The sequence below is a fragment of the Micromonospora sp. NPDC005197 genome, from assembly GCF_040608295.1.
Classification (GTDB): Bacteria; Actinomycetota; Actinomycetes; order Mycobacteriales; family Micromonosporaceae; genus Micromonospora.
The window spans coordinates 13,577-29,673 of sequence record NZ_JBEXHY010000070.1; the positions used below are offsets into that span (position 1 = coordinate 13,577).

The window sequence follows — 16,097 nt, forward strand, 5'->3', positions numbered from 1 at the left end:
CCGGTTCACTCCTCGCGCTCACGGTGCTCCCTCGCTTCCGCTTCTGTCACAGCGTCCATCCTCACGCCCGCAGCTCACCGGCCGCGTCGAGTAGTTGGGCGACGCCGGTTGCCCGGTCGGTCAGGTGCAGCCGCAGCAGCGGCCGCTTCCGACCCGCGAGGGCCTGCCGGTCGCCGGCGGCCTGTGCCGCCTGCAACTCACCGAAGGTGTACGGCTTGCCCGGCACCGCCAGGTCCTCGGTGACCGCGCCGGTCACCTGCAGGAAGCTGCCCACCTGCGGGCCGCCCTTGTGGTACTGGCCGGTGGAGTGCAGGAACCGCGGCCCCCAGCCGAAGGTGACCGGCCGACCGGACGCGCCGGCCAGCAGCGGCCGCAGCCGGGCCGCGTCGGCGTCGGCGAAGCGGTCCAGGTACGCCATGACGGCCAGGTAACCGTCGTCGCCGAGACCGTCGAGCAGCCAGCGCAGCACGCCGGCCAGGTCACCGGGCGCGCCCTGCGGCGCGTACACCTCGATCGCGCCCTCGGTGAACGACGGCGTCTCCGCCGGCAGGCCCGAGGCCAGGATCTTGTTGGTGTTCTCCTTGGACTCGGTGACGTTCGGCTGGTTGAACGGGTCGATGCCGAGCACCACGCCGGCCACCGCGGTGGCGTACTCCCAGGCCAGGAACTGCGCGCCGAGCGGGCCGTTGACGGCCACGTCCGGGTCGGCGCCGCCGCCCGGCACGTCACCGGGGGCCAGCGCGCCGCCGTAGCTGACGGTCAGCACGTCCGGCCCGGTGGCGCCGGGGCTCTGCGGGGACTCGACCACGACGGGCAGGATGCCCACTCCGGCCTTGCCGGTCGACTCGGCGATCAACTGCTCGGCCCAGTCACCCAGGCCGTCGATGCCGGTGCCGTCGGACACCAGGGCGACCTTGTCGCGGGCCAGCGTGGCCGCGGCACCCAACGCGGCGCCCAGCGCCAGCGCCGGGTTGTCGCGGTCGGAGCCGAGCGACTCGGCCAACGCGTCGGCCTGGTCGATCAGCTCGGCGACCTCGACACCGGCCAGCGCGGACGGCACCAGCCCGAACGCGGTCAGCGCCGAGTACCGGCCGCCCACGTTCGGGTCGGCGAGCACGGTGAACGCGCCCATCTCGGCCGCGGTGGCCTCCAGCGGCGAACCCGGGTCGGTGACGATGACGAAGTGCCGGCCGGCCTCCGCCTCGGTCATCCCGGCGTCCAGGAACGCCTGCCAGTAGGCGCGACGGTGGCTGTCGGTCTCCACCGTCGAGCCGGACTTGCTGGCGACGACCACCACGGTGCGCTCCAGCCGGTCACCCAGGGCCGCCCGGACCTGGCCCGGGTCGGTGGTGTCCAGCACGGTCAACGGCCGGCCCAGGGTCCGCGTGATCACCTCGGGGGCGAGCGACGAGCCGCCCATACCGGCGAGCACCACGTGGTCCAGGTCGGCCAGCTCCGCGGTCAGCTCGGCGAGCTGCACCAGCAGCTCCCGGCTGCGCCGGTGGGTGTCCACCCAGCCGAGCCGGACCTTCGCCTCGGCCTCGGCGTCCGGGCCCCACAGGCTTGCGTCCTTGGCGGCCAGCCTGCCGGGGACGCCGGCCTTGACCAGCGCCTCCCGGGTCGAGGCGGGCGCGGACTTGTCGACCGCGTCCGCGCCGTACACAGCGAGCCCGGCGGCTGCCTCCACCGGCCCTGCAAGAAGATCGCTCATGCCGCCACTCCGCTTCGCTGCGTGCCGATTCGCTCGCTCACGCGCCACCCGCCTTCGCGGCGGCGTTCGCGTTGCCCTTGGCCGCCTTGTTCGGAGCACCCTTGCCGCTGCCGGCCGCCTCCAGCGACTTGCGGACGCCGTCGAGCAGCTCCTGCCAGCTCGCCTCGAACTTCTCCACGCCCTCGCGCTCCAGGGTGGCGATCACGTCGGCCATGTCCACCCCGACCGACTCCAGGTCCGCGAAGACCTTCCGGGCCGCGTCGTAGGCGCCGGTGATGGTGTCGCCGCGCGTCTCGCCGTGATCGGCGTACGCGTGGATGACCGACTCCGGCATGGTGTTGACCGTGCCGGGGGCGATCAGCTCCTCGACGTAGATCACGTCCCGGTAGTCCGGGTTCTTCGTCGAGGTGGAGGCCCACAGCGGCCGCTGCGGGTGCGCTCCGGCGGCCTCGAGCGCCTTCCAGCGGTCCGAGGAGAAGACCTCGGTGTAGCGCTCGTACGCCAGCTGGGCGTTGGCGATCGCGGCCTTGCCCTTCAGCGCCTTGGCCTGGTCGGAGCCGATCTTCTCCAGTCGCTTGTCGACCTCGGAGTCGACGCGGGAGACGAAGAACGACGCGACGGAGCCGATCTTCGACAGGTCGTGCCCGTTGGCCTTGGCCTGCTCCAGACCGGTCAGGAAAGCCTCCATGACCGCCGAGTAGCGGTCCAGACCGAAGATCAGCGTCACGTTGACGCTGATCCCCTCGGCGAGCGTGTCGGTGATCGCCGACAGGCCCTCCTCGGTGGCCGGGATCTTGATGAAGAGGTTGGGCCGGTCGACCAGCCACCACAGCGCCTTGGCCTCGGCGACCGTCTTGTCCGCGTCGTGCGCGCTGCGCGGGTCCACCTCGATCGAGACCCGGCCGTCCACGCCTGCGCTGCCGTCGTACGACGGGCGCATCACGTCGCAGGCCCACCGTACGTCGTACGTGGTGAGCATCCGTACGGCCTCTTCCACGTCCACGCCACGGATGGCCAGGTCGCGCAACTGCCAGTTGTACTCGTCGGCGTCGCTCAACGCCTTCGCGAAGATCGTCGGGTTGGTGGTGACGCCCGCGACGTGCTTCTCACGGCGGAGCTTGTCCAGCCCGCCGGAGCTCAAACGTACCCGGGAAAGATCATCGAGCCACACCGCCACACCCGCGGCGGTGAGCTCATTCAGCTTGTCCGTCATGCCGTCCACGCTCCCTCAGTTGCCGGTCGTGAAACCGGTGATGTCGCCCACCCGGGCCAGCGAGGCGTGTGCCGCCGCCACGATCCGGTCGGGGGTGAACCCGAACTGCTCGAAGAGCACGGTGTGCGGGGCGCTCGCCCCGTAGTGCTCCAGGCTGACGCTCTCGCCGAGGTCACCGACGATGCCGCGCCAGGACATGGCGATCCCGGCCTCCACGCTCACCCGTGCCTTTACCCCACGCGGGAGCACCGACTCCCGGTATGCCTCATCCTGCTCGTAGAACCACTCCTGGCAGGGCATCGAGACGACCCGGGTCGGCGTGCCGTCGGCCTCCAGCCGCTCCCGGGCGGTCAGGGCGAGCTGCACCTCGGAGCCGGTGCCGACGATGATCACCTGGGGCTTGCCGTTGGACGCCTCGGCCAGCACGTAGCCACCCTTGGCCACGCCGGCCACGTCACCCAGGACATCCCGGTCCAGGGTCGGCAGCGGCTGGCGGCTCAGCGCCAGCGCGGTCGGCCGGTCGGTGTGCTCCAGCGCCTGCCGCCAGGCCCACGCCGTCTCGTTCGCGTCCGCCGGGCGGACCACGTCCAGGCCCGGGATGGCGCGCAGCGCGGTCAGGTGCTCCACCGGCTGGTGGGTCGGGCCGTCCTCGCCCAGGCCGATCGAGTCGTGCGTCCAGACGTACGTCACCGGCAGCTTCATCAACGCGGCCAGCCGCACCGCCGGGCGCATGTAGTCGCTGAACACCAGGAACGTGCCGCCGTACGGGCGGGTGCCGCCGTGCAGCGCGATGCCGTTGAGGATGGCGCCCATGGCGTGCTCACGGATGCCGAAGTGCAGCGTCCGGCCGTACTCGTGGCCGGGGAAGTCCTTGGTGGCGTGCGCGGCCGGAATGAACGACGGCTCGCCCTTCATGGTGGTGTTGTTGCTCTCGGCCAGGTCGGCCGAACCGCCCCACAGCTCCGGCAGCACCGGCGCGAGCGCCTCGAGCACCTTGCCGGAGGCGGCCCGGGTGGCCACACCCTTGGCGTCGGCGGGGAAGACCGGCAGCGCCTTGGTCCAGCCGTCCGGCAGCACCCGGCCGGCCATCCGCTCGTAGAGCGCCGTGCGCTCCGGGTTCGCCTTCTTCCAGGCGTCGAACGCGGCGGTCCACTCCTGCTCGGCCTTGTCGCCGCGGCCCATCACCGTGCGGGCGTGGCCGAGCACCTCCTCGTCGACCTGGAAGGTCTGCTCCGGGTCGAAGCCGAGGATCCGCTTGGTGGCCTTCACCTCGTCGGCGCCGAGCGCCGAGCCGTGGATCTTGCCGGTGTTCTGCTTGTTGGGCGCGGGCCAGCCGATGATGGTGCGCAGCGCGATGAAGGAGGGACGACCGGTCTCCGCCTTGGCGGCCACCAGCGCGCGGTACAGCGCCTCGGCGTCCTCGTGGTAGTCACCCTGGTCGGCGTCACCGCTGCGCCAGTCGACGGTCTGCACGTGCCAGCCGTACGCCTCGTAGCGGGCCGCCACGTCCTCGCTCTTGGCGATGCGGGTGTCGTCCTCGATCGAGATCTCGTTGTCGTCGTAGATCACCGTGAGGTTGCCCAGCTGCTGGTGCCCGGCGAGGGCGCTGGCCTCGTGGCTGATGCCCTCCTCGATGTCACCGTCGGAGACGATGCACCAGATGTTGTGGTCGAAGACCGACCTGCCCGGCTCGGCCTCCGGGTCGAACAGGCCACGCTCGCGACGGGCCGCCATGGCCATGCCGACCGCGTTGCCCAGGCCCTGCCCGAGCGGGCCGGTGGTGGTCTCCACGCCCGGGGTGTGACCGTGCTCCGGGTGACCCGGGGTCTGCGAGCCCCACTGGCGCAGCGACTTCAGGTCGTTCAGGCTCAGCGGGTAGCCGGAGAGGAACAGCTGGATGTAGAGGCTCAGGCTGGAGTGCCCGGCGGAGAGCACGAACCGGTCCCGGCCGGGCCAGTTCGGGTCGGCCGGGTTGTGCCGCATGACCCGGTTGAAGAGGAGGTAGGCCGCGGGCGCCAGGCTCATCGCGGTGCCCGGGTGGCCGTTGCCGGATTTCTCGACGGCATCCATGGCCAGGACGCGGACGGTGTCGACAGCCCGGCGATCGAGGTCGGACCAGTTGAGTTCGGAGTGCTCGGGTCGGTTGGCAGCCACGATGGTTGTGCTCCTCGGCAGATGGGCGGAACCCTCACTGATGACCCTATCGAGCGCGACTAAACGTGCGCCCGGGGATCTCCGCATGGTGTGCAGTACGTGACTCTGCGCCCAGACGTTCAACCCGGTGGTGTGACGGCCCGCACCGTTGTCGGGTCGGCCGGGCAGCCAAAACGACAACGCGTAGTGTGTGGGTCGGTGTGCGGCCCCCGAGCGGGCGCGGCCGACTCGATCTCCCCGTGCCGATGCCGGAAGGTGGCAATCCGTGAGCATGATCACCGAGCGCCCCGCGAGCAACCCCACCGGGCAGCCCCCGGTACGGGCGGCCAAGGGTCCGGTGGCGCGGCGGGACGTGCGCGCGATCGTGTCGGCGTACGTGGCGCTCACCAAGCCGCGCATCGTCGAGTTGCTGCTGGTCACCACCGTCCCGGCGATGATGCTCGCCGACGGCGGACTGCCGTCGCTGTGGCTGATGGCCGTGGTGCTCATCGGTGGCTCGCTCGCCGCGGGGGCGGCCAGCGTGCTCAACTGCTACATCGACCGGGACATCGACCAGTTGATGCGGCGGACCAAGCGGCGTCCGCTGCCGGCGCACACGGTGTCGCCGCGCAGCGCGCTCGTCTTCGGTCTGGTGCTGGCGGCGATCTCGATCGTTCTGATGGCGGCGTTCACCAACCTGCTCGCCGCCGGGCTGACGCTCGCCGCGATCGTCTACTACGACGTCGTCTACACGCTCTGGCTCAAGCGCTCCACCTCGACGAACACGTTCTGGGGTGGCGCCTGCGGTGCCGCTCCGGTGCTGATCGGGTGGGCGGCGGTCACCGGCGGGCTCGCCCCGGCGGCCTGGGGCCTGTTCGCGGTGGTCTTCTTCTGGCAGATGCCGCACTTCTACCCGCTCGCGATGAAGTACAAGGACGACTACGCCCGCGCCGGCATCCCGATGCTGCCCGTGGTGGCCTCCACCCGCCGGGTGAACGCCGAGATCCTGATCTTCGCGTGGCTCACCGTGCTCACCTCCCTCGCGGTCTGGCCGCTGGGCCTCAGCGCGATCTACGGCGTACCGACGCTGGTGGTGGGCGCGATCTTCCTGGTCGAGGCGCACCGGCTCTGCCGGCGGGCGACCCGCGGCGAGGCGGTCAAGCCGATGCGGCTGTTCCACTGGTCGACGACGTACCTGACCATCGTCTTCGTGGCCGTCGCGCTCGACGCGCTGATCTGACCCGCGTCGCGGGACGTCCCACGACGCTGCGGAAATCCGCAGACTAATCATGGTCGTGGATGAGTTGTCCGGGTTTAATGTCACATGAGAGTAACTTTCGGCATGAGTCGGATCGACTCAACCTGCGGGCACTGGACCCTGATTTGCCCGAGTGGTTAGTGCGGGAAAGTCCGGATATAACCGGACAGGAAGCCGGTGGCCTTCCTGAAACCTAGAGGTAATTGGCATCACAAAAGGTTCATGGTTCTCGCACGCGTGAGTGCAACTCTGCTTAGGCTTCGCGTCATGGCAGATGGTTCCGATACGACGCTGACGGCCGAGCAGACCGCCGGCGAGCAGGCCCCGCACGGCCTGGTCGCGGGCCTCCGGTCGTTCGCCGCCGGGCACGGCGGCGCGAAGGCCGTCATCGAGTACGTCGGTAAGCGCGGCGCACGGATCGTCCTCGTGGGTGCCGATGGTGAGTGGGGCGACCAGTTCGCCGAGGACACCGTCACCGCCCGGGAGGCGTGCGCCAAGGCGGGAGTCACCGTCGAGAACGCCTGGGAGCGTGAACTGATGGACCAGATGCGACCGAGCAACGACCTCTGGCGGTCGATGGCCCGGCGCACGATGGCCCGTTGAGATAGAGAGCTGAATTGACCAACCAACACCAGTCGACCCGGGGGGAACCCCGGGTCGCTCTCGTCACCTGCACCGATCTGGTCGACCTCGACCCAGACGACCGCCTCGTCCTCGACCCGCTCACCGCCCGGGGGATCGCCGCCGAGGCGGTCGTCTGGGACGACCCCGACGCCGACTGGTCCTCGTACGACCTCGTCGTGCTCCGCTCACCGTGGGACTACGCCCTGCGCCGCGACGAGTTCGTCGCCTGGGCCGCGTCGGTGCCCACCCTGGTCAACCCGGCCGACGTGGTGCGGTGGAACACCGACAAGCGCTACCTGGCCGAGCTGAGCGCCGCCGGGGTGCCGACCGTGCCGACGTCCTGGGTCGAGCCGGGCGAGAGCTGGTCGCCGCCCGCCGAGACGGGCGAGTACGTGCTCAAGCCCTCGGTCAGCGCCGGCAGTCAGGACACCGGCCGGTACGACCTGGCCGACCCGGAGCACCGCGACCTGGCTCACGCCCACGTACGCCGCCTCTCCACCGCCGGCCGGACGACCATGGTCCAGCCGTACCTGAGCGCCGTCGACAGCGAGGGCGAGACCGCACTGCTCTTCCTGGCCGGCCCGGACGGGCTCGCGTACAGCCACGCCATCCGCAAGGGTCCGATGCTGACCGGCCCGGATCTCGGCCCGGACGGCCTCTACAAGGCCGAGGAGATCAGGCCCCGCGCCCCGCGGCCCGAGCAGTTGGCGGTCGCCGAGCGGACCCTCGCGGCGGTGCCCGGTGGCACGCGTCAACTGCTCTACGCCCGGGTCGACCTGATCCCCGGCCCGGACGGCGACCCGGTCCTGGTGGAACTGGAGCTGACCGAGCCGTCGCTCTTCATCGGGTACGCCGACGGCGCCCCCGACCGCCTCGCCACCGCGATCGCCACCCACCTGGCCCGCCGAGCCTGACCCGCCGAGCCTCCGCGCCGACGTCTGCGCACCATCATGGAAGTAGTGGCATCGGCGTGCTGGCGATGCCACTACTTCCTGGATCGAGCATGATCGTGACAAGCGCACCGCGACATCTCCGATGTCGCGCGGGCGCGGGGGTTCAGGCGGTGACCGGGACGGCTTCGGCCTCGGTCGCGGTGGCCTGCGGCGCCGGGGCGGCCGGGCGGCGTTCGCGGGTGGACCACTGCACGGCGAGGGCGGCCAGCAGCACCAGGCACGAGCCGAGCATGTGCGCGCCGACCAGGACCGCCGGCACCTGGGTGAAGTACTGCACGAAGCCGATGAGCCCCTGACCCAGCTCCACCGCGAGCAGGACGACGGCGGCCCGGGTGGCCCGGGCCGCGCCGACCGCGCGGAACGCGAAGATCAACGCCACCGACAGGCCGATCAGCAGGAAGACGCCGTCGGCGTGCACCTGGGAGATCGACTCCGGGTCCAGTCCGTTGCGGGCCGCGCCGTGGTCGCCGGCGTGCGGGCCGCTGCCGGTGACCCAGGTGCCGATCACCAGCACCGCGACGGTGACGCCCGTGGTGACCCGGGCCAACGTGCGCAGGGGCGAGGGCACCACGGCGACCGTCGGGGCGTCCGGTTCGTCGACCCGCCGCCAGAGGGCGTACGCGGCGGCGATCACCGCCATCGAGGCCAGGAAGTGCAGCCCGACCACCCACGGGTTGAGGTTGGTGAGCACCGTGATGCCACCGATCACCGCCTGGGCGGGAATGCCCAGGAAGACGGCGACGGCGAGGGTCAGCAGCCCGCGGCGGCGCGGCCGGTGTGCCAGGACGGCCAGCACGGTGGCCAGCGCGATCAGGCCAACCGCGAAGGTCAGCATCCGGTTGCTGAACTCGATCACCCCGTACACGCCCATCTCGGGCGTGGTGACGTACGAATCGTCGGTGCACCGGGGCCAGGTGGGGCAGCCGAGGCCCGAGGCGGTCAGCCGGACCGCCCCGCCGGTGACGACGATGCCGACGTTCGCGATGATCGAGGCGAGCGCGAGGCGGCGCAGCAGGAGACCGGAGACCGGACGGACGATGCGGTTCACGGCGCAAATCCTACGCACCGTAGTGATCGAGGTTCGTCCGACTCCGCAGGGTCGGTGGTTCGGATCACCGGGGCCCGGGTTTGCCACCCTCCGGGTAATTACGTAACGTTGGTGTTGTGAAAAACGCGGCGGCGCTCTCCGGGCACCAGCCGACGGCTGCCCAGGCCGTCGGCGCGTCCGCGTCCGCCCTCGTCGGGGCCTCGTCGTCCGCGCTGGGCGGCGCCGCGACAGAGATCTCCACCCGGGACCGCGTCACCCAGCTGCTGCTGGAGCGGGGCGCGACCACCGCCGCGCAGCTCGGTCTGGCGCTCGGCCTGAGCCCGGCGGCGATCCGCCGGCACCTGGACGCGATGCTCGCCGACGGTGACGTTGTCGCCCGCGAGCAGACGGTGCAGGGCAGCCGCGGTCGGGGGCGTCCGGCCAAGGTCTTCGTGCTGACCGAGGCGGCCCGGGTCCGCTGTGGCACACACCACTACGACAACATGGCCACCGCCGCGCTGCGCTGGATCGCCCGCAGCGGAGGCCCGGACGCGGTCGAGGCGTTCGCCACCGAGCAGGTGTCCGCGCTGGAGTCGCGCTGCCGCGCCGCCATGGAGGACGCCGGCGACGACCCCCTCGCGCGAGCTGAGGCACTCGCCGGAGCGCTCACCGCCGAGGGTTACGCTGCCAACGCGACCACGATCGCCTCCGGCGGCCAGCTCTGCCAGCACCACTGCCCGGTGGCGCACGTGGCCGCCGAGTTTCCCCAGCTGTGCGAGGCCGAGACCGCGGTGATCTCCCGTCTGGTCGGCACCCACGTACAACGCCTGGCCACCATCGCGCACGGCGACGGGGTGTGCACCACGCACATCCCGACCCAGCCGGGCCGCGCCCAATCCGGTAATCCCGTCACCACTGTGAGGACAGATAGATGACCGAGCAGATCGTCCAGCCCCTGACCCAGGAAGAGCAGCTCGCCGCCCTGGGTCGCTACGAGTACGGCTGGTCCGACCCGGACGCCGCCGGGGCGGTCGCCCAGCGCGGCATCAACGAGGCGGTGGTGCGGGACATCTCGGCCAAGAAGAACGAGCCGGCCTGGATGCTCGACCTGCGCCTCAAGGGTCTGCGGCTGTTCGGCCGCAAGCCGATGCCGGCCTGGGGCGCGGACCTCACCGGCATCGACTTCGACAACATCAAGTACTTCGTGCGGTCGACCGAGAAGCAGGCCACCAGCTGGGAGGACCTGCCCGAGGACATCAAGAACACCTACGACCGGCTGGGCATCCCGGAGGCGGAGAAGCAGCGGCTGGTCGCCGGTGTCGCGGCGCAGTACGAGTCCGAGGTCGTCTACCACAAGATCCGTGAGGACCTTGAGGAGCAGGGCGTCCTCTTCCTGGACACCGACACCGCGCTGCGCGAGCACGAGGACGTCTTCAAGGAGTACTTCGGCACGGTCATCCCGGTCGGCGACAACAAGTTCGCCGCTCTGAACACCTCCGTGTGGTCCGGCGGCTCGTTCATCTACGTGCCGAAGGGCGTGCGCGTGGACATCCCGCTGCAGGCCTACTTCCGGATCAACACGGAGAACATGGGCCAGTTCGAGCGGACGCTGATCATCGTCGACGAGGGCGCGTACGTGCACTACGTCGAGGGCTGCACCGCGCCGCTCTACTCCTCGGACTCGCTGCACAGCGCGGTCGTGGAGATCATCGTCAAGAAGAACGCGCGCTGCCGGTACACGACCATCCAGAACTGGTCGAACAACGTCTACAACCTGGTCACCAAGCGCGCCGTCTGCCACGAGGGTGCGACCATGGAGTGGGTCGACGGCAACATCGGCTCCAAGGTGACCATGAAGTACCCGGCGGTCTACATGACCGGCGAGCACGCCAAGGGCGAGGTGCTCTCGGTGGCGATGGCCGGCGAGGGCCAGCACCAGGACGCGGGCGCCAAGATGGTGCACGCCGCGCCGCACACCTCCTCGACGATCGTGTCGAAGTCGATCGCCCGTGGCGGCGGCCGCACCTCGTACCGCGGTCTGGTGCAGGTGCTGGAGGGCTCGCACCACAGCCGGAGCACGGTCAAGTGCGACGCGCTGCTGGTCGACACCATCTCGCGCTCGGACACCTACCCGTACGTCGACATCCGCGAGGACGACGTGTCGATGGGGCACGAGGCGACCGTCTCCAAGATCAGCGACGACCAGCTCTTCTACCTGATGAGCCGGGGCCTGAGCGAGGACGAGGCGATGGCCATGATCGTTCGTGGCTTCATCGAACCGATCGCCAAGGAACTCCCGATGGAGTACGCCCTGGAGCTGAACCGCCTGATCGAGCTTCAGATGGAGGGCGCGGTCGGCTGACGCCGCCGCCGCCCGGCCACGGACGGGCCCGGACCCGGTACGCCGGGTCCGGTCCAGCCCGCTTTGACCCTCCGATTCATGACAGACCAAGGAAGACATGACTACCCAGGCTTCCGCGCCGCCCAGCACCAAGTCGCAGGCGCTGCGCTCGTACGACGTCGCCGACTTCCCGGCCCTCACCGGCCTGGAGGAGGAGTGGCGTTTCACCCCGCTCAAGCGGCTGCGCGGCCTCAGCGGCGACGCCCAGGCCGGTGCCGGCACGGTCCGGCACGAGTACGGCGAGCTGCCCGAGGGCGTGGCCATCGAGCGCATCGGCACCGACGACCCGCGGGTGGGCAGCGTGCTCACCCCGGTCGACCGGGTCAGCGCGCTCGCGTACGGCGGCGCCGGGCAGGCGCTGCTGCTCTCGGTGGCGAGCGATGTCGTGGTGGGCGCCCCGGTGAGCGTGCGGGTGGTCGGCGACGGCGGCGAGGGTCTGGCCTTCGGGCACACCTTCGTCGAGGTGGGCCGATTCGCGGAGCTGACGCTGGTGCTGGAGCACGTCGGCTCGGCGACCCTGGCCGACAACGTCGAGGTGTCGGTGGGCGACGGGGCCAAGCTGACCCTGGTCACCGTGGCCGACTGGGCGCCGGACGCGGTGCAGGCGCAGCACCTCAAGTTCAAGCTCGGCCGGGACGCTCGGGTGACGCACGTGCAGGTGAGCCTGGGCGGTGACCTGGTGCGCCAGTTCACCAGCGTGGAGTACACCGGCCGGGGCGGCGAGGCCGAGCTGTACGGGGTCTACTTCGCCGACGGCGGCCAGCACCTGGAGCACCGCCAGCTGGTCGACCACTCCGTGCCGGACTGCCGCAGCTACGTCGGCTACCGGGGCGCCCTGCAGGGCGCGGACGCGCACACCGTCTGGGTGGGCGACGTGCTGATCCGGGCCGAGGCGACCGGCACCGACACGTACGAGATCAACCGGAACCTGCTGCTCACCGACGGCGCGCGGGCGGACTCCGTACCCAATCTGGAGATCGAGACCGGCGAGATCGCCGGCGCGGGCCACGCCAGCGCGACCGGCCGCTTCGACGACGAGCAGTTGTTCTACCTGATGGCCCGGGGTATCCCGGAGAGCGAAGCCCGCCGCCTGGTGGTCCGCGGCTTCTTCGCCGAGCTGATCAACAAGATCCCGGTGGAGTCGCTGCGCGAGCGCCTGGGCGACGCGATCGAGGCCCGGCTGGCCAAGGCGGGCGCTTGATGATCCGGATCTGCTCCACCGAGGACGTGCCGAAGGGCACCGCGATCAGCGCGGATGTCGACGGCACCCCGATCGCCCTGGTGCACGGCGAGGACGGCAACTTCTACGCCGCGTACGACGAGTGCTCGCACGCCTCCGTCGCCCTCTCCGAGGGTGAGGTCGACGGCTGCACGCTGGAGTGCTGGCTGCACGGCTCGCGCTTCGACCTGCGCACCGGCGCGCCGACCGGCCTGCCCGCCACCGAACCCGTCCCCGTCTACCCCGTCGAAGTCCGCGACGGCGACATCTACCTCAGCCTGACGCCGAGTAATGGAGTGACCCGATAATGAGCACCCTGGAGATCCGCGACCTGAAGGTGTCGGTCAAGCTGCCCGAGGGTGAGCTCAAGCCGATCCTGCATGGGGTAGACCTGGAGGTGAATTCCGGTCAAACTCACGCGATCATGGGCCCGAACGGCTCCGGCAAGTCCACCCTGGCGTACTCGATCGCCGGCCACCCCAAGTACGAGATCACCGGCGGCTCGGTGACCCTCGACGGCGAGGACGTGCTGGCCATGACGGTCGACGAGCGCGCCCGCGCCGGCCTCTTCCTGGCCATGCAGTACCCGGTCGAGGTGCCCGGCGTCTCGGTGGCCAACTTCTTGCGCACCGCGAAGACCGCCATCGACGGCGAGGCGCCCAAGCTGCGCACCTGGGGCGGCGAGCTGCGCGGCGCTATGGAGCGCCTCCAGATGGACCCGGCGTTCGCCCAGCGCAACGTCAACGAGGGCTTCTCCGGCGGTGAGAAGAAGCGGCACGAGATCGTCCAGCTCGAGCTGCTCAAGCCGAAGATCGCGATCCTCGACGAGACCGACTCCGGCCTCGACGTCGACGCGCTGCGCGTGGTCAGCGAGGGCGTCAACCGGGTCCGCGACACCGGTGACACCGGCGTGCTGCTGATCACCCACTACACGCGGATCCTGCGCTACATCAAGCCGGACTTCGTGCACGTCTTCGTGGCCGGCCGGATCGTCGAGCAGGGCGGCCCGGAGCTGGCCGACAAGCTCGAAGCCGAGGGCTACGAGCGGTACGCCGCCGGGGCCGGCACGGCCAAGGCCTGAGTGGGGAAGGCGCTGCCGAGATGACCAGCATCGCGATCCCCGAGGGGATGCCGCAGTACGACGACGTGCCGCGTTTCGACGTGGCCCGGGTACGCGCCGACTTCCCGATCCTCGATCGGGAGATCAACGGGCACCCGCTGGTCTACCTCGACAGCGCCAACACCTCGCACAAGCCCCGTCAGGTGCTCGACGTGCTCGACGAGCACTACGCGCGGCACAACGCCAACGTGTCGCGCTCGGTGCACACCCTGGGCACCGAGGCCACCGAGGCGTACGAGGGGGCGCGGGCCAAGATCGCCGCGTTCATTCACGCGCCGAGCGTCGACGAGGTGGTGTTCACCAAGAACTCCACCGAGGCGATCAACATCGTGGCGTACGCCTTCTCGAACGCCTCGCTGCGCCCGGACGGTGACCCCCGGTTCCGGCTCGGCCCCGGCGACGAGGTGGTGATCTCCGAGATGGAGCACCACTCGAACATCGTCCCGTGGCAGCTGCTGTGCGAGCGCACCGGCGCGACCCTGCGCTGGTTCCCGGTCACCGACCAGGGTCGGCTGGACGAGTCGGGCCTGGAGGACCTGGTCACCGAACGGACGAAGATCGTCTCGCTGGTGCACACGTCCAACATCCTCGGCACCGTCAACGCCACCTCCCGGATCACCGCGCGGGTCCGTGAGGTGGGCGCGCTGCTGCTGCTGGACTGCTCGCAGTCGGTGCCGCACCTGCCCATCGACGTGGTCGACCTGGACGCCGACTACATCGTCTTCACCGGGCACAAGATGTGTGGCCCGACCGGGATCGGCGTGCTCTGGGGCCGGGGTGAGCTGCTGGCAGCCATGCCACCGGTCTTCGGCGGCGGTTCGATGATCGAGACGGTCACCATGGCCCGCTCGACGTTCGCCGCGCCGCCGGCCCGCTTCGAGGCGGGCACCCCGCCGATCGCCGAGGCGGTCGCGCTCGGTGCGGCGGTCGACTACCTGACCGGCGTCGGGATGCGGGCCATCCAGTGGCACGAGAAGGAGCTGACGGCGTACGCGCTGGACGCTTTCGGCTCGGTGCCCGACCTGCGGATCTTCGGCCCGACCGTGCCGATCGGGCGCGGCGGCACCATCTCGTTCGCGCTGGGTGGCGTGCACCCGCACGACGTGGGTCAGGTGCTCGACTCGCTCGGCGTGCAGGTGCGGGTGGGCCACCACTGTGCCAAGCCGGTGTGCAGCCGGTTCGGCGTCCCGGCGATGACCCGGGCCTCGTTCTACCTCTACACCACCACCGAGGAGATCGACGCCCTGGTGGGCGGTCTGGAGCAGGTGCGGAAGGTGTTCGACTGATGGTGCAACTCGACCAGCTCTACCAGGAGATCATCCTGGACCACTACAAGCATCCGCACGGCCGTGGCCTGCGCGACGCCGACGATGCGGCCGACCAGGTCGCGGAAGCGCACCACGTCAACCCGACCTGCGGCGACGAGATCACCGTCCGGGTGGCCACCGACGGCGACGTGCTGCACGACATCTCGTACGACGGGATGGGCTGCTCGATCAGCCAGGCGTCGGCGAGCGTGTTGCACGAACTGCTGCGCGGTCGGGGCACCGGGGAAGCATTCGAGGTGCACGAGGCGTTCGTCGAGTTGATGTCCGGACGTGGCCAGGTCACGCCCGACGAGGACGTACTCGGTGACGGGGTGGCCTTCGCGGGCGTCGCCCGCTACCCCGCCCGGGTGAAGTGCGCGCTGCTGCCGTGGATGGCGTTCAAGGACGCCGCGGCACGCGCCGGCGTGGGCGCAAGCCCGGAGGTGAAGGCGTGAGCGAGCGTCAGCGAGCGATTTCCAGCAGCACTGTGGTGCCGGGTGGCATCACGAAGCGAACCGGAGGGACGGCATGAGCGAGAACACCGCTACCGCGGCGACGCCGGAGGCCGGTGACGCCACCGCGGCGCCGCAGACCGACGCCGTGACGACCGACGGAGCCGCGACGACCAACGCCGCTGCGACCGACGGCGCTGCGACCGACGGCGCTGCGGCCCCGGGTGCCGGCGACGCCGCCACCTCGGCGGGCGGCGTCAGCAAGGCCATGATCGCCGACATCGAGGAGGCGATGAAGGATGTCGTCGACCCCGAGTTGGGCATCAACGTGGTCGACCTGGGCCTGGTGTACGGGGTGCACGTCGACGACGAGAACGTCGCGACCCTGGACATGACGCTCACCTCGGCGGCCTGCCCGCTGACCGACGTGATCGAGGACCAGGCCCGGCAGGCGCTGACCACCGGCCCGGGCGGCGGCCTGGTCAACGACATCCGGATCAACTGGGTGTGGCTCCCGCCGTGGGGACCGGACAAGATCACCGACGAGGGTCGGGACCAGCTCCGTTCCCTGGGCTTCAACGTCTGACGCACCGATCCTCGAGGGCGCGGCACCCCCCCCGGTGCCGCGCCCGCCGTGCGTCGGGGGTTGGGTAGTGCACACGTCTGTACAGCAGTGAAA

Annotated in this window: 15 protein-coding genes; 11 read left to right on the forward strand and 4 right to left on the reverse strand. The window is 70.6% G+C overall.

The genetic code is table 11. From position 1 onward, the window contains the following. Window positions 1-61: 61 nt before the first annotated feature. From ABZU46_RS21185 to tkt, 3 genes are read right to left on the reverse strand one after another with little or no spacing between them, the layout of a single operon-like run. On the reverse strand, window positions 62-1,711 hold the full coding sequence (locus ABZU46_RS21185) for a glucose-6-phosphate isomerase (RefSeq protein ID WP_354860383.1): 1,650 nt from the start codon (window positions 1,709-1,711) through the stop codon (window positions 62-64). 37 nt (window positions 1,712-1,748) lie between these two features. Beyond that, entirely contained in the window at window positions 1,749-2,924 is a 1,176-nt protein-coding gene (gene tal / locus ABZU46_RS21190; RefSeq protein WP_354860385.1) for a transaldolase, read from the reverse strand. A gap of 15 nt (window positions 2,925-2,939) precedes the next feature. Continuing rightward, a complete protein-coding gene (gene tkt / locus ABZU46_RS21195; protein ID WP_354860386.1) occupies window positions 2,940-5,078 on the reverse strand; it encodes a transketolase in 2,139 nt (712 codons plus the stop codon). Between the two features lie 265 nt (window positions 5,079-5,343). On the opposite strand from tkt, the gene ABZU46_RS21200 reads away from it, so the two are divergent. From ABZU46_RS21200 to ABZU46_RS21210, 3 genes are all read left to right on the forward strand, one after another. Next, entirely contained in the window at window positions 5,344-6,297 is a 954-nt protein-coding gene (locus tag ABZU46_RS21200; RefSeq protein WP_354860387.1) for a heme o synthase, read from the forward strand. 285 nt (window positions 6,298-6,582) lie between these two features. Beyond that, window positions 6,583-6,918 (forward strand): hypothetical protein, encoded by a 336-nt coding sequence (locus tag ABZU46_RS21205; protein ID WP_354860389.1) that lies wholly within the window; start codon window positions 6,583-6,585, stop codon window positions 6,916-6,918. Between the two features lie 14 nt (window positions 6,919-6,932). Next, window positions 6,933-7,853, forward strand: a complete 921-nt coding sequence (locus ABZU46_RS21210; RefSeq protein ID WP_354860390.1) for a hypothetical protein — start codon at window positions 6,933-6,935, stop codon at window positions 7,851-7,853. A 142-nt stretch (window positions 7,854-7,995) separates the two neighbouring features. Here ABZU46_RS21210 and ABZU46_RS21215 read toward each other — a convergent pair whose 3' ends face one another. Continuing rightward, complete coding sequence (locus tag ABZU46_RS21215) at window positions 7,996-8,958, reverse strand: COX15/CtaA family protein (protein WP_354860391.1); 963 nt, start codon at window positions 8,956-8,958, stop codon at window positions 7,996-7,998. Between the two features lie 194 nt (window positions 8,959-9,152). Between ABZU46_RS21215 and ABZU46_RS21220 the strand changes: the two genes are divergently transcribed. The 8 genes from ABZU46_RS21220 to ABZU46_RS21255 all read left to right on the forward strand — a co-directional run bounded on the left by ABZU46_RS21220 (window position 9,153) and on the right by ABZU46_RS21255 (window position 16,004). Then, on the forward strand, window positions 9,153-9,854 hold the full coding sequence (locus ABZU46_RS21220; RefSeq protein ID WP_354860404.1) for a transcriptional regulator: 702 nt from the start codon (window positions 9,153-9,155) through the stop codon (window positions 9,852-9,854). Beyond that, window positions 9,851-11,281, forward strand: a complete 1,431-nt coding sequence (sufB, locus tag ABZU46_RS21225; protein ID WP_354860393.1) for a Fe-S cluster assembly protein SufB — start codon at window positions 9,851-9,853, stop codon at window positions 11,279-11,281. Before ABZU46_RS21220 ends, sufB begins: the two co-directional genes overlap by 4 nt. A gap of 97 nt (window positions 11,282-11,378) precedes the next feature. Beyond that, window positions 11,379-12,521 carry a Fe-S cluster assembly protein SufD gene (gene sufD, locus ABZU46_RS21230; protein WP_354860395.1) on the forward strand — a complete coding sequence of 381 codons (1,143 nt, stop codon included), beginning with the start codon at window positions 11,379-11,381 and terminating at the stop codon, window positions 12,519-12,521. After that, window positions 12,521-12,847 carry a non-heme iron oxygenase ferredoxin subunit gene (locus ABZU46_RS21235; RefSeq protein WP_354860396.1) on the forward strand — a complete coding sequence of 109 codons (327 nt, stop codon included), beginning with the start codon at window positions 12,521-12,523 and terminating at the stop codon, window positions 12,845-12,847. Before sufD ends, ABZU46_RS21235 begins: the two co-directional genes overlap by 1 nt. Beyond that, window positions 12,847-13,620 carry a Fe-S cluster assembly ATPase SufC gene (gene sufC / locus ABZU46_RS21240; protein ID WP_354860398.1) on the forward strand — a complete coding sequence of 258 codons (774 nt, stop codon included), beginning with the start codon at window positions 12,847-12,849 and terminating at the stop codon, window positions 13,618-13,620. Before ABZU46_RS21235 ends, sufC begins: the two co-directional genes overlap by 1 nt. Before the next feature lie 20 nt (window positions 13,621-13,640). Beyond that, a complete protein-coding gene (locus ABZU46_RS21245; RefSeq protein WP_354860400.1) occupies window positions 13,641-14,945 on the forward strand; it encodes a cysteine desulfurase in 1,305 nt (434 codons plus the stop codon). A gap of 2 nt (window positions 14,946-14,947) precedes the next feature. Next, a complete protein-coding gene (gene sufU, locus ABZU46_RS21250; RefSeq protein ID WP_354860405.1) occupies window positions 14,948-15,421 on the forward strand; it encodes a Fe-S cluster assembly sulfur transfer protein SufU in 474 nt (157 codons plus the stop codon). Window positions 15,422-15,494: 73 nt separating this feature from the next. Further along, window positions 15,495-16,004 (forward strand): metal-sulfur cluster assembly factor, encoded by a 510-nt coding sequence (locus ABZU46_RS21255; RefSeq protein WP_354860402.1) that lies wholly within the window; start codon window positions 15,495-15,497, stop codon window positions 16,002-16,004. Window positions 16,005-16,097: the final 93 nt, after the last annotated feature.